The sequence below is a fragment of the Mucilaginibacter sp. GW822-FHT03E02 genome (assembly GCF_058801545.1).
The window spans coordinates 923,902-937,134 of sequence record NZ_JBXANJ010000002.1; the positions used below are offsets into that span (position 1 = coordinate 923,902).

Consider the following 13,233-nt stretch of genomic DNA (forward strand, 5'->3'; position numbering starts at 1 on the left):
AGCGCTACGCTAATTAAAATACGATAGCGGAATTGTACGCCACAGTCCATGGGCAAGATGGCCAATCAGTAATTCGTACACCAGGTAAACCGGCCAGATCAGGTAATGAATAAGCAATAAAATAGGCGAATGATTATAATGCCAACTGATCATTAGTGTATACAAACCTAATACAAGATAAAGTATGCTGGTGTCCCTGGTCTTCATTTTTTGATGGTGATAATTTTATCTAAATTAATAATTACTTACAATTTTTCATATTGTAAATTACGCTATAAGCAGCCGCGCTGTTGGTTTGCTGCCTGCCGGTTGTAGGATTATAAATGTATGGCTTTTGCGCAAGGGCGTTTCCGCGCAACTGAAATTCAACAGCCATAGTGTCGACGCTGCCTTCCTGGTTAAAGTTCCATATTGCCTTAATAGCATTACCGGCAAGTGTGCCTGTTAACGTTCCCTTGCGGGTGTCTTTTTCTTTCGGCGTCCAGTTCATGTTGCCGGTAACTTTATCGCCATTTATATAAATACTTACAAGCGTAGTATCCTGCGCCTTGTCGCCTTCCGTATAAAAAAAAACAATACCGCATGTTTATAGCCGGGGCATTGGCTGCACTGCCCAATTGCGTGTCGGCCGGCGAAAGTTCTGAAATTGTTGTATCGTTATCGGCCACGTTATTGCCACCAGAACAGGATGCCATTAAAGCAATAGAAACCAGTAAGTAAAAGTTGATTTTCATAGCAATTTAATCGTAGGTATTTTTAGGTACGACAATTAAAAACTAAAAAGGTTCAATTTAAATGTTGCAGATTTTTCGGAATAACATCAAACTGAGACATCACCCGTAAAGCTGTCAATTAAAGGAATTAACATGAAGCGTATTTTATATAAAAACTTACAATTTTTTATGTAGTGTAAACATTCATTGTGTTACACTACATAATATTGTAAGCGGATGGATTATCCTTTTTTTTCGGGGGGAGTAGATACAATTTCGCCAAACTCATTAACGTAGGCCATCATACTGTCCAGGTCGCTGCCGCCGCCGTTTTGCTGGCGCTCCAGTTTACGTTGTTCTTTATCCTCTTTTTTTTTCTGACGATTTTTTTCGAGTTGTTTTTTCATGAAGGTTGCCTGCGATTTAGCCATGTTTATTATAATTTAGTTAAACAATGCGCATTTCCTGGTTTGCAACAATATCAATCTGATCAACAGAACTCACGTTCAGTATTTGGTATCACATGAAGAGGATCTCATCAATTAATTTCCGGGCAGCAACGGTATCAGCGGGGATAAAAATGAACCCTGATCAATAAAAATTGACAGTGGCGGCTATGAGGAAATAGCTATAATTTTCCGTTATTATGCAAATATACGATTTTTTACCACATTTCATTGGTCATTGGTCATTGGTCATTGGTCATTGGTCATTGGTCATTGGTCATTGGTCATTGGTCATTGGTCATTGGTCATTGGTCATTGGTCATTGGTCATTGGTCATTGGTCATTGGTCATTGGTCATTGGTCATTGGTCATTGGAACGCGGGCATGCCGGGCAAAATCTTTAAGCTACAATAAAAAAGTTCATCGGCCCTGTCTGGTAATCCAACAGACAAGACCAATGAACTAATGAACCAGTGAACTAAAGAGATTATATTCCTGCATATTCGGCGGCTTTGGCTGGTGCACCGGTTAATTTATCGGTGGCGGTTTCGGTTACCAGGTAAGTGCGGTTAACGCTTGACGCTATGTTGTGTACCTGGCTATATTCGGTTACATTACCACTTAAATTTGCTTTTGAACGATCATTCATGGTAACACGGGTGCTAAAGGCATCTAATTTCAAATCAGCTGATGCATTGTTGTATAGTTTAACATCGAGCTCGATGGCGGATAGGTTTCCGAATGATTTTATTTCAGCGTTATCGTAAGCGGTTATTGAGGAAAGCTCTTTTGCAGTAACCCAAACCACCAGTTTTTCGGTTTTGTATGATGATATCCTCAATACACCTTTTTGTGATTGTACCAAGGCGCTTTCGGCATAATATTGGTTGTAAACCTTTACCTGGTCGGCTGCCCCGGTAGTAACGTATACCTGTACGTTACCGTAAACTTCTATTTTATTGATGTTGCTGATATCGGTTAAAACTACGCCTTTATTGTTGTTATTATCTACAGATGCGTAAGTTGAATTTGTGATGCCCAATACGGTAACTATTACTGTAAAAATGGCTATTAAGTTAGTTTTCATGGTATTAATATTTTGATTGTCAAGTAATTATTTTTGTTGTTTTTTAAATACACCTATATGACGATCTCCACTAAAAATCGTTACAGCCGTTTCCGGTGTATTAGTTGTACGCCGGTTTTTTGTCGGTGAAGCGTATAATTTACACGGTGAATTGTGGAGGAATTTTGTTACCAGGAGCGAGTTGTGAGTACCCTGTTACAGAAAATTATATAATAACCAATGACAGCGATGCAAATGACTAATGACAGCGAAGCGAAATGACCAATGACTATAAGTAATACTTCTCCCCGTCGGTTTTTATTTTGCCGGCATCAAGCAGCAGTCGGATGGTTTCCATTTTATCTTTTTCGGTACCGATGTTGATGGTGGTTATCAATGTACCGATATCGGGGGTTGAGATGCTGAGCAGTTGTACAACTTCGTTGGTAATGTTATCAAACAGTTCATCTTCGTTTTTGTGGCGCTTTTCGTCGAGGCAAACATCGCAGATGCCACATTTGCGGGCGTTGGGTTCATCAAAGTAAGCCAGCAACATTTGGCTGCGGCACTGTTTATGAACAGCATACGCAAAAACCGCCTCCATTTTTTGGCGGTAGGTTTCCTTACGCTCCTGGATGTAGTTTTTGTTGATAAAAAGCCTGTTTGATTGCTGCCGCGCTTTTAAATAAGTAACCTGTGGTTTATCTGTTTGCTGCAGGTAGCTTATTAAGCCAAACTGCTGCAGCTGCAACAAACCTTCAACAACCTGCTGAACGCTTAATGTTGTACGTCTTGACAGGTCATATTCTTTTATTTTAACATAATTTTCAAACGCGCCCCCGTATGATCGCAAAAGCGTTTTTATAAACGGGTCCCAGCCCGCATTCTGAATCTGGAAGTTGTACAACACCTCGTTAACCACCTCAAACCTGAACCTCGATGGCAGAAAAACACTTTCATTGAACGATAGGTACTCGTCTTTTTCCAAAAACTTTAAGGCATTTAGCGTTTTTATAGCATCCAGCTTAAAACGGCTGCAAAATGCACCCAGGTCCAAATCAAAGCTGAGGCCCTCGCCTGCATCGTACGCCAGTTGATAGTAATTGGCCAGGCAATGGTAAACGTGCTTAATTTCATCAACAGTTGGAAAATTGAGTTCAAACAACTTTTCCTGTCGCAGCCTGTCGGCATGGGTGTACAACAACACGCCATAAGCCTTTTGTCCATCACGGCCTCCCCTGCCGGCTTCCTGGTAATAGGCTTCCAGGCTTTCGGGCATATCCTTATGGATAACAAACCTAACGTCCGGCTTGTCAATACCCATCCCAAAAGCGTTGGTGGCTACAATTACCCGCGTGCGGTTATTTTTCCAGTCTTCCTGGCGGTCGGCTCGTTCGTCCATTGGCAGGCCGGCATGGTAAAAATCAGCTTTGATGCCATTTTCGTTATAGTATTTGGCAATTTCGGCGGCATCCTTGCGGCTACGCACATATACAATGCCGCTGCCTTTAACCCCTTTGGCTATATCCAGCATCCGCCTGAATTTGTTTTCGGCATCCTGAACAACGTAGCTGATGTTGCTGCGCTCAAAACTTTGCTGATAAATAACCGGATTTTTAAATTGCAGCTTATTCTGGATGTCCTGTTTAACATCGGCCGTAGCTGTGGCGGTAAGGGCAAGCACAGGTACGTTGGGGTGCAATTGGCGTAAATCGGCAATGTGCAGGTACGGTGGGCGAAAATCATAGCCCCATTGCGAGATACAGTGCGCTTCGTCAACCGCTATCAGGTTAACCTTCATGTATTTTATCCGTTCCTGAACCAACTCTGATAGCAACCGCTCGGGCGACAGGTATAAAAATTTAACCGTGCCATATATACAGTTATCCAGTGCCAGGTCAATCTCGCGCCGGCCCATTCCAGACACGATGGCTACGGCATTAATTCCCTTATCTTTTAAGTTTTCAACCTGGTCTTTCATCAGGGCAATCAGCGGTGATATGACGATGCATACCCCCTCTTTAGCTAACGCAGGCACCTGGAAACAAACAGATTTACCACCACCTGTAGGCAGCAAAGCCAGGGTATCATGACCTAATAAAACAGACTTGATGATCTCGGCCTGCATCGGTCTGAAATGATCATGGTTCCAGTACTGTTTTAATATTTCTTCAATAGTCATTTGTTGGTCGGAAAGTCCGTAAGTCGGTAAAGTCCGAAAGATAATAAATGTCGGGCAGGTACAATGTCGCGGTTTTTAAAAAAACAAAAATTGCCGGATATCCGTGAGCTCAGATCTGAGGCTACTTTCGGACTTTCCCGACTTTTGGACTTCCGGGCTCCATCAACCAATTATAAAATTCCGGCCAGTCGCCATGCCATTGCTTTTCGTTGTGGCTGGCACCTTTGATGATGGTTACGGGGGCGTTTTCGGGCTTAGCTCCATTATTCTTTATTATCGATGCCATTTTTTGCATATCCAAAACCATGTCTTCGCTTTCGGCATCGCCACAAACAAAATAAAAACGGGTTTTATTGCTGATAGCTTTCTGTTTAGCCAGATCGTAAATCGGGGGCGCTATCCAAAAAGCGGGCGAGAATACGCCGGCGTTGCCAAATACATGCGGATATTTTAATGTGCCGTACATTGATATAAGGCCCCCCATCGAGCTGCCTGCTATTGTAGTGTATTTTGCATCGGCTAAGGTTTTATAATGTGTATCGATATAAGGTTTTAGCGTTTTTACCAGGAATTCTACATAGTCATCACCCCGCCCTTTGCCATATTTTGAATCGTAAGGATCATACTCGGTGATCCTGAAATCGCCGCCATGATCAATGCCAACTATAATACACTGCTTTTCTTGTGATACTTTATCCAGCAATTCGTCAATCCCCCACTCTCCGTAACCGCTGGTATAATTATCAAAAAGATTTTGCCCGTCGTGCATATAAATAACCGGGTACCTTTTTTTCGATGAAGTATAATTTGCCGGCAGATAAATCCATATACGGCGCTCCCTGCCCAGCTGGGGCATTTCAAATTTATCGCTGATGATATGCACCTGCGCGGTAGCCGTGTGTTTTTTTTCGACCGCGGCAAAATTATCCTGCCAGGCGGCAACATCTAAAACTACTGTAGTATCGCCGGTAATTATAAGGCTGCGGTTATCGGCCGGCCTGCCGGTTACAGTGCATTCCACTTTATCCCAGCTGCCACGGGTTACTTTGTAGTTATAAATACCTTTAGGCATCGCTGTTAAAAGCTGGTAGCCTCCACTACCATCCGGTATCAGTTTCCAGGCACTGTCGGCCGGGTTCCATCCATTAAAATTACCTGCCAAAAACAGGGCCTCGGATGAGCCTTTCAGGGGTGCTATTTTACCCGTTTTAAAGGTTGTTTTTACCTGTCCGAAAAGCAAAAAAGTTTGAGCAAAAACCCAAAACGCGCAGAAAAATATTTTTTTTATCATTATTAATTGTTTTGTTGACAATTATTTTCCGGGAACGTTCCCGGAAAATCGTTACATATTAGTAAAATTGCCTATTGTGTAATTTTGACACTTAGTTTTGTACAAATCTTAGCCAGTTTGCAAATTTCCCACAAAAAAAGGCAAAAAGTATTAAAAGTACCACTCTGTTTACTGTTTCATTAAAGTTAATTATAACTTAATTAATCCGGTCAAAATTATCTTTTATATAAAATTTGCTTTTATTATTTCTAAATGTAAATTAGTCGCGTGCTGTTTCAGCAAAATTATCAGACCAATTTAACACCGGCTAATTAAGCCTTTTTTATTCACAAAAACCCAAAAAGTAAATGAGAAAAAATTACTCAAAAAAGTACGTTCTTCTTTGTGCCTTTCTAATGATGTCAGTGATGGCATTTGCCCAAACAGGAAGCATTAAAGGGAAAGTATTAGACGAAACCAACGCACCCCTGCCCGGTGCTGCCGTTACTATTGACGGTACAACCATAGGTGCAACTACCGATGGCAATGGTAACTACACCATTACCGGTGTTAAGACCGGGAACGTTACCGTAACCGCTAAATTTTTAGGTTATGTGGCTTTAAGGAAAGCTGTAACAGTAGGTAATACAGCTATCGAGGTTAACTTTTCATTGAAACCCGACAATCAAAATCTTAACGAAGTGGTTGTAGTAGGTTACGGTACCCAAAAGAAGAAAGATCTTACCGGCTCGGTAACTTCAATCTCGGCCAAGGATTTTAACCAGGGACCAGTAACTACACCTGAGCAATTAATTACCGGTAAAGTTTCTGGTGTGCAAATTACATCAAACAGCGGTGCGCCGGGTTCGGGAAGTACCATCCGCATCCGTGGAGGTGCTTCTTTAACAGGCAGCAATGATCCACTTATTGTAGTTGACGGAATACCACTAAGTAATAATGGTATCAGTGGGGTATCTAATCCTTTAAGCTTAATCAATCCCGACGACATCGAGTCTTACAATATCCTCAAGGATGCATCAGCCACAGCAATTTTCGGTTCGCGTGCCTCCAACGGCGTAATTATCATTACTACTAAAAAAGGGAAAGATGGTAAGTTGCATATTGATTTCGATTCAAAATCATCTTTATCAAAAGTAACCAAAGAAGTAAGCGTTTTGAGCGCCGACCAATTTCGCACCGCTGTAAAAGCGCAAAGCCCCGGTCAGGCCAGCTTGTTGGGTACCGCAAATACCGATTGGCAAAGTTTAATTTACCGCCCGGCTTACACTTACGATAATAACTTGAGTATCACTGGCGGCATAAAAGGGTTGCCTTACAGACTATCAGTTGGCTATCTGGATCAGGATGGGATAGTTAAAACCGATAATTTAAAAAGAACTACCGTTGCTTTTAACATAAGTCACGATTTTTTACACAACAGCTTAAAAGTAGACCTAAACTTGAAAGGTTCACATACCTTAAGCCATTTTGCTGCCGGCGCTATTGGCAATGCCATTGCATTTGACCCAACTCAACCAGTGTACTCAAATGATAAAAGCAAATATGGTGGTTATTTTGAGTGGCTCGATGGTAGTGGCAATCCAAATACCCTTGCCCCACGTAACCCCGTTGGCTTATTAAACCAACAAGATGCCCAAGGCAGGGCAACCAGGGGAATAGGTACCTTAAATGTTAATTATACTTTCCCGTTTTTGAAAGAACTGCAATTTAACGCTACTGTTGGCGGCGATTTAAGTGATGGTAAAGGATATACTTTTATACCTGCATCTGCAGCCTCTAATTTTGCTCAAGGAGGTTCATATTCGCATTATTTTAGCGAATTGTATACTTACAATACCGACTATTATTTAAAATACACCAAAGATTTTAAAGAAATTAAGAGCCATTTAGATTTGCAGGCAGGCTATTCTTACCAATATTTCAATAGCTATTATCGCACATTTCAGGGGTATAAAGCCGATAAAACCACTCCTGTGGGCAGCGCAGCCTCACCATCATATGGCCAATATTATATTGAGTCGCCGTTTGCACGTTTAAATTACGCTTTCAACGAAAAATATTTGCTTACTGCAACTATAAGAGACGATAGGTCATCACGTTTCTCTGAATTACATAGAAACGGATATTTCCCATCTGTTGCATTTGCGTGGAGAGCAAAAGAAGAGTCGTTTTTAAAAGGAGTTGATTTCTTATCAGACTTAAAACTGAAAGCAGGATACGGCATCACCGGTCAGCAGGATGGTGGTGACTATTTCCCATACCTGGCCGTTTATGAGCCAAGTAATACTGCTGCGCAGTACCAATTTGGGAGTACCTTTGTAAATACCTTACGCTCGGACAGGTATAATGCAAATTTAAAATGGGAATCAACTGCTACTACCAATCTGGCCCTTGATTATGGGCTGTTTAACGGGAGAGTGAACGGTACTATTGAGTTTTATAACAAAAAAACCAAAGACCTTTTAATTTATACCCCAATACCCGCAGGTACTAACCTTAGTAACTATATACTTGCAAATATTGGTAACCTTACCACTAAAGGTGTAGATTTCAATATCAATGTTATCGCCGTTGCAACAAAAGATATTAACTGGAAACTTGGTTACAATTTGTCTCTAAATAAACGAAAGATCACCAATATATCCTTAACAAGCGACCCTAATCAAACCATTGCTGTAACTGGCATTCCTGGCGGTGTTGGAAACACCATTGGTTTATACAAAGCAGGTCAAAGTCCGAGCGCATTTTATGTATATCAACAGGTTTATGACCAAAATGGCCTTCCACTTGAAGGAGTGTATGTTGACAGAAACAAAAACGGAAGCTCATCTGACGACAAATATTTATACAAACAATCTGAACCAAAGGTATTTATGGGATTCAATTCAGATTTCTCCTATAAACAATGGAATTTAGGATTCAGTGCAAGGGCCAACCTCGGTAACTATCTGTACAATGCACAGTCGGCGGCTAACGGCGCTTATGCCGGATTAAAATTCTCGGGCTATCTGGGCAACCTTCCTTCAAGCGTTTTACAAACACAGTTCCAGCAATACCAATTGTACTCTGACTACTATGTAGAAAACGCGTCATTTGTACGTATGGACTATGCTACCTTAGGTTATACCTTTCACATTAAAGGAACGCACAATTTAAGGGCGTCATTTAATGTGAATAACGTATTTGTGATCACTAAATACAAAGGCCTTGATCCTGAAGTAAATGGCGGTGTGGACAACAACTTCTATCCGCGTCCAAGAGTATACACCCTTGGTTTAAACCTGAGCTTATAATTTCATAAACAGATATAGATATGAAAAGAAGAAATTTAATTAAACTGTTAGCTATCGCAACGATAGGTTTATCGGTTAATTTAACATCATGTAAAAAAGATCTGACGCCGAAAAATGCGGTGACCACAGATAAGGTATATAAAGATTTTAGCAATTATAAATCTATACTGGCAAAACTATATACATCATTTGCGTTAAGCGGACAACAAGGCCCTGCAGGCAATGCCGATATCGCGGGTATTGATGAAGGCTTTAGCAATTACCTGCGCGAATATTACAACATGCAGGAATTAACCACAGACGAAGCCGCTATTGTATGGAATGATGGCACCATTCATAACTTGCACAACATGACCTGGAATTCGCAAAACGAATTTATAACAGCCATGTATAACCGGATATTTTACACCATTTCAATATCAAATGAATTTATCCGTCAAACAACCGACGATAAATTATCAGGCAATGGTATTACCGGGGATAACCTCACATTAGCAAAACAATACCGTGCGGAAGCCCGCTTCATAAGAGCGTTAGCTTATTGGCATGGCATTGACCTTTTCGGCTCCATACCATTTGTAACCGAAAATGACGTTGTGGGTGTATTTTTTCCAAAGCAAAATCACGTGCCGAAATCTTCGCATACATTGAAAGTGAGTTAAAAACTTGCGAAGCAGACATGGGGGCACCTCGTTTTGAGTATGGCCGCGCCGATAAGGCAGCTAACTGGATGTTACTGGCTAAACTTTACCTTAACGCCAAAGTTTATACAGGTACAGACAGAAGCACCGATGCTATAACTTATGCCAGCAAAGTAATATCTGCCGGTTATACTTTGGAACCTAATTTTAAAAACCTGTTCCTTGCCGATAACAACAAATCAAACGAGATAATTTTCCCTATTACATTTGACGGTATCCATACAACCGGGTACGGCGGCATTACATACCTTGTACATGCCCAGGTTGGCGGTAAAATGACTCCTTCCGACTTTGGTATTAATGGAGGCTGGTCTGGTTTGCGTACGACAAAACAGTATGTAAGTTTATTTAGCGACGCAAGCGGAAATACCGATAAAAGGGCTCTTTTCTTTACAGATGGACAAAATCTGGAGATAAACGACGAGTACACCTTTACTGACGGTTATGCCATCCAAAAATTCAGAAATGTAACCTCGACAGGAGCTGTGGGTTCTGACGCAACCGGTAACTTCCCGGACACAGATTTCCCGATGTTCCGTTTAGCTGATGCCTATTTGATTTATGCCGAAGCTGTTTTGCGCGGCGGTGCTGGTGGCAACCTGGTTACAGCGTTACAATATGTAAACCAGATACGTACAAGAGCTTATAATGGTAGTGTAACCGGTAATATCACAGCGCTACAACTAACACTTCCTTTCATACTTGATGAGAGAGGCCGCGAGTTCCTGTTTGAAATGCACAGAAGGACAGATTTGATCCGTTTTGGCAAATTTGCCGGTGGTGATTACATCTGGGCCTGGAAAGGTGGCGTTAAAGCCGGTACAAGTGTATCTACCGATCTTAACCTAATGCCAATACCATCAGCAGATATAGTTAACAACCCTACTTTAAAACAAAACCCGGGTTATAAATAGCATTCATTACTTACCATAAGGCGCAAAGTGCCTTATGGTACTTTATAAAAACATTTATTAAACAGATTAAAAGAGAAAAATGAAAAGACTTTTAACCAAAATTTTAGCGATAAGCAGCCTTGGGCTATTATTGCTGCCATCCTGTAAAAAGGATGAAACAAGGGTGGTTGCAAACGTTGGCAAGGCAGGTACATTAGCGGCTACATCTACCGCTCCTGTGTTGTCAAAGGATCATGCAACTGATGTTGCAGTTACTTTTTCATGGCCCGCCACTTCGGTTACCGGGTATGCTGCAAAAGTTAGCTACACCTTGCAAATAGATGTAAAAGGCAGCAGCTTTAAATCAACCAAACTAACCGAGGTTGCTTTAAGCGGAACTACGCAGTCATACACTGTTGGCAGTTTAAACGCAATATTACTTACTATGGCGCTATCTTATGACAACAGTACCGATCTGGAAGTGCGTGTTAAATCTGCTATTGCAGCTAACTCAATATCGTACACAAATGTGCTTACGTTAACGGTAAAGCCTTACAAACTGGCCAGCTACGTATATGTACCCGGTGCTTACCAGGGATGGAGCCCGGCAACGGCAGATAGCTTAAAATCGCCAAACAGCGATAACATTTACGATGGTTTCGTTGCTTATACCCCGGGTAATCTTGAGTTTAAAATTACACCTAAAAGAACCTGGGATGTAGCCTATGGCGACGCAGGCAGCGGCAAGGTAAGTACCTCTGGTGGCAACTTATCTGTTCCATCGGCTGGTTTATATGCTTTGCATCTTGACTTAAACGCAGATAAAATGACGTTTACTGCTACCAAACAAATATGGGCTGTTATTGGCGATGCTACACCAGGTGGCTGGAGCGATGATACCGATATGACCTATGATGCAGGAACAAAAAAATACGCTGTTACCGTTGCCCTTGTTGGTGGCAAACAATTCAAATTCAGATTTAATCATGGCTGGGACTTTAACCTTGGCGGCCCAACATCCGGCCTTACCCAAAACGGACCAAACATTGATGTGGCGGCAAGCGGCAACTACAAAATAGTACTTGATGCCAACGCCAATACTTATACTATTACAAAACTATAAGATACTTATTTACGGTTGATTGATTTGAAAGGCCCGCCCGGTGAAAACCAGCGGGTCTTTTTCTTTTTAGTTCATTGGTTCAATGGTTCATTAGTTCATTGGTCTTGTACGCAGGCTATTGACTACATAAAAAAAGCGATCGGGTTTACCAATCGCTTTTTTCTTTATTGCTTTATCATAAGCTGCCGATCTAAACAAGCAGACCAATGAACCAGTGAACTAATGAACCAAAAAACTACCGTTCCTTTATATCCCTATACTCTTTGTCGGTATCGCCGGTATAAATCTGGCGCGGGCGGCCAATGGGCTCTTTGTTGGCTTTCATCTCTTTCCATTGGGCAATCCAGCCTGGTAAGCGGCCAAGGGCAAACAATACGGTAAACATTTCAGTTGGGAAACCTAAAGCCCGGTAAATAATACCTGAGTAAAAATCAACATTAGGGTACAGCTTACGCTCAACAAAATATGGATCTTTCAGGGCAACTTCTTCCAGTTTTTTGGCTATCTCCAGTACCTCGTCATTAATGCCTAATTTTTCTAATATGTCATCACAAGCTTTCTTAATGATTTTAGCCCTCGGGTCGAAATTTTTATACACGCGGTGACCAAAGCCCATTAAGCGGAAAGGATCGTTTTTATCTTTTGCCTTGGCTATCCATTTATCGGTATCTCCGCCGTCGTCTTTAATTTTCTCGAGCATTTCTATCACCGCCTGGTTGGCACCACCGTGCAGAGGGCCCCAAAGTGCCGAAATACCCGCCGAAATAGAGGCGTATAAATTAGCATCCGATGAGCCCACAATACGTACTGTTGAGGTTGAGCAGTTTTGCTCATGATCGGCATGCAGTATTAGTAATTTGTTCATTACATCTACCACTACCCTATCAACTTTATAATCTTCTGTACGCTCGGCAAACGTCATGTACAGGAAGTTTGTAACGTAGTCGTATTTGTTTTGAGGGTAAACAACCGGGTGACCTAATGATTTTTTGTAGATCCATGATACCACGGTGCTCATTTTGGCCAGCAGCTTCATGATCTCCAGGTTCACTTCATCAGCAGATAATCCGGGTTTTAACGATTCGGGGTTAAAAGCAGCCAGTGCGCCAATTAACGACGACAATTGGCCCATAGGATGTGATTTTGACGGAAAACCATCAAAAAACTTCTTCATATCCTCATGAACCAGGGTATGGCGGCTTATCTGGTATTGAAAATCGGCCAGTTCTTGTTCTTTAGGTAATTCACCGTATATCAAAAGGTAAGCTACCTCAATAAAACTGGCATTCTCGGCCAGCTGTTCTATAGAGTAACCACGATATTTAAGGATGCCTTTTTCGCCATCCAAAAAAGTAATAGCGCTTTTGGTAGCGCCCGTATTTTTGTAGCCGATATCCAGCGTTACGTAACCGCTTTGATCTCTTAGTTTTGAAATATCTATTGCTTTTTCGCCTTCTGTACCCTCAATTACCGGGAGTTCAAATGTTTTATCACCAATTTTTAGCTCTGCTGTTTCCGACATAGA

12 protein-coding genes are annotated in these 13,233 nt (G+C 41.6%); 5 read left to right on the forward strand and 7 right to left on the reverse strand.

The genetic code is table 11. The features are described from left to right. Positions 1-9: 9 nt before the first annotated feature. Both AC1RM2_RS30565 and AC1RM2_RS30570 read right to left on the reverse strand, forming a co-directional pair. Positions 10-207 (reverse strand): hypothetical protein, encoded by a 198-nt coding sequence (locus tag AC1RM2_RS30565; RefSeq protein ID WP_147052093.1) that lies wholly within the window; start codon positions 205-207, stop codon positions 10-12. 34 nt (positions 208-241) lie between these two features. Continuing rightward, on the reverse strand, positions 242-490 hold the full coding sequence (locus tag AC1RM2_RS30570; protein WP_492988928.1) for a hypothetical protein: 249 nt from the start codon (positions 488-490) through the stop codon (positions 242-244). Between the two features lie 92 nt (positions 491-582). On the opposite strand from AC1RM2_RS30570, the gene AC1RM2_RS30575 reads away from it, so the two are divergent. Next, complete coding sequence (locus AC1RM2_RS30575) at positions 583-720, forward strand: hypothetical protein (protein WP_492988929.1); 138 nt, start codon at positions 583-585, stop codon at positions 718-720. 235 nt (positions 721-955) lie between these two features. Here the strand turns inward: AC1RM2_RS30575 and AC1RM2_RS30580 are convergent, their stop codons facing one another. From AC1RM2_RS30580 to AC1RM2_RS30595, 4 genes are all read right to left on the reverse strand, one after another. Further along, positions 956-1,144: a hypothetical protein gene (locus tag AC1RM2_RS30580; protein ID WP_090652016.1), complete on the reverse strand. Its 189-nt coding sequence runs from the start codon at positions 1,142-1,144 to the stop codon at positions 956-958. A gap of 502 nt (positions 1,145-1,646) precedes the next feature. Further along, positions 1,647-2,246, reverse strand: coding sequence for a GIN domain-containing protein (locus tag AC1RM2_RS30585; protein ID WP_492988930.1), 600 nt, complete (start codon positions 2,244-2,246; stop codon positions 1,647-1,649). Between the two features lie 268 nt (positions 2,247-2,514). Continuing rightward, entirely contained in the window at positions 2,515-4,407 is a 1,893-nt protein-coding gene (locus AC1RM2_RS30590) for a RecQ family ATP-dependent DNA helicase (protein WP_492988931.1), read from the reverse strand. Between the two features lie 121 nt (positions 4,408-4,528). Continuing rightward, a complete protein-coding gene (locus AC1RM2_RS30595) occupies positions 4,529-5,698 on the reverse strand; it encodes an alpha/beta hydrolase-fold protein (RefSeq protein WP_492988932.1) in 1,170 nt (389 codons plus the stop codon). Positions 5,699-6,045: 347 nt separating this feature from the next. Between AC1RM2_RS30595 and AC1RM2_RS30600 the strand changes: the two genes are divergently transcribed. The 4 genes from AC1RM2_RS30600 to AC1RM2_RS30615 all read left to right on the forward strand — a co-directional run bounded on the left by AC1RM2_RS30600 (position 6,046) and on the right by AC1RM2_RS30615 (position 11,708). Then, a complete protein-coding gene (locus AC1RM2_RS30600) occupies positions 6,046-8,991 on the forward strand; it encodes a SusC/RagA family TonB-linked outer membrane protein (RefSeq protein WP_492988933.1) in 2,946 nt (981 codons plus the stop codon). Positions 8,992-9,011: 20 nt separating this feature from the next. Next, on the forward strand, positions 9,012-9,653 hold the full coding sequence (locus tag AC1RM2_RS30605) for a hypothetical protein (RefSeq protein ID WP_492988934.1): 642 nt from the start codon (positions 9,012-9,014) through the stop codon (positions 9,651-9,653). Between the two features lie 17 nt (positions 9,654-9,670). Continuing rightward, positions 9,671-10,606, forward strand: a complete 936-nt coding sequence (locus tag AC1RM2_RS30610) for a RagB/SusD family nutrient uptake outer membrane protein (protein ID WP_492988935.1) — start codon at positions 9,671-9,673, stop codon at positions 10,604-10,606. Positions 10,607-10,685: 79 nt separating this feature from the next. Then, a complete protein-coding gene (locus AC1RM2_RS30615) occupies positions 10,686-11,708 on the forward strand; it encodes a SusE domain-containing protein (RefSeq protein WP_492988936.1) in 1,023 nt (340 codons plus the stop codon). A gap of 235 nt (positions 11,709-11,943) precedes the next feature. On the opposite strand, the gene AC1RM2_RS30620 is transcribed toward AC1RM2_RS30615, so the two are convergent. Continuing rightward, entirely contained in the window at positions 11,944-13,230 is a 1,287-nt protein-coding gene (locus AC1RM2_RS30620) for a citrate synthase (RefSeq protein WP_492988937.1), read from the reverse strand. Positions 13,231-13,233: the final 3 nt, after the last annotated feature.

Excerpts from the sequence above, each read along its gene's own strand:
- AC1RM2_RS30575 (WP_492988929.1), top strand. The coding sequence starts at position 583 with ATGTTTATAGCCGGGGCATTGGCTGCACTGCCCAATTGCGTGTCGGCC.
- AC1RM2_RS30600 (WP_492988933.1), top strand. The coding sequence starts at position 6,046 with ATGAGAAAAAATTACTCAAAAAAGTACGTTCTTCTTTGTGCCTTTCTA.
- AC1RM2_RS30585 (WP_492988930.1), bottom strand. The coding sequence starts at position 2,246 with ATGAAAACTAACTTAATAGCCATTTTTACAGTAATAGTTACCGTATTG.
- AC1RM2_RS30580 (WP_090652016.1), bottom strand. The coding sequence starts at position 1,144 with ATGGCTAAATCGCAGGCAACCTTCATGAAAAAACAACTCGAAAAAAAT.
- AC1RM2_RS30615 (WP_492988936.1), top strand. The coding sequence starts at position 10,686 with ATGAAAAGACTTTTAACCAAAATTTTAGCGATAAGCAGCCTTGGGCTA.
- AC1RM2_RS30610 (WP_492988935.1), top strand. The coding sequence starts at position 9,671 with ATGGGGGCACCTCGTTTTGAGTATGGCCGCGCCGATAAGGCAGCTAAC.
- AC1RM2_RS30570 (WP_492988928.1), bottom strand. The coding sequence starts at position 490 with ATGAACTGGACGCCGAAAGAAAAAGACACCCGCAAGGGAACGTTAACA.
- AC1RM2_RS30595 (WP_492988932.1), bottom strand. The coding sequence starts at position 5,698 with ATGATAAAAAAAATATTTTTCTGCGCGTTTTGGGTTTTTGCTCAAACT.
- AC1RM2_RS30565 (WP_147052093.1), bottom strand. The coding sequence starts at position 207 with ATGAAGACCAGGGACACCAGCATACTTTATCTTGTATTAGGTTTGTAT.
- AC1RM2_RS30620 (WP_492988937.1), bottom strand. The coding sequence starts at position 13,230 with ATGTCGGAAACAGCAGAGCTAAAAATTGGTGATAAAACATTTGAACTC.
- AC1RM2_RS30605 (WP_492988934.1), top strand. The coding sequence starts at position 9,012 with ATGAAAAGAAGAAATTTAATTAAACTGTTAGCTATCGCAACGATAGGT.
- AC1RM2_RS30590 (WP_492988931.1), bottom strand. The coding sequence starts at position 4,407 with ATGACTATTGAAGAAATATTAAAACAGTACTGGAACCATGATCATTTC.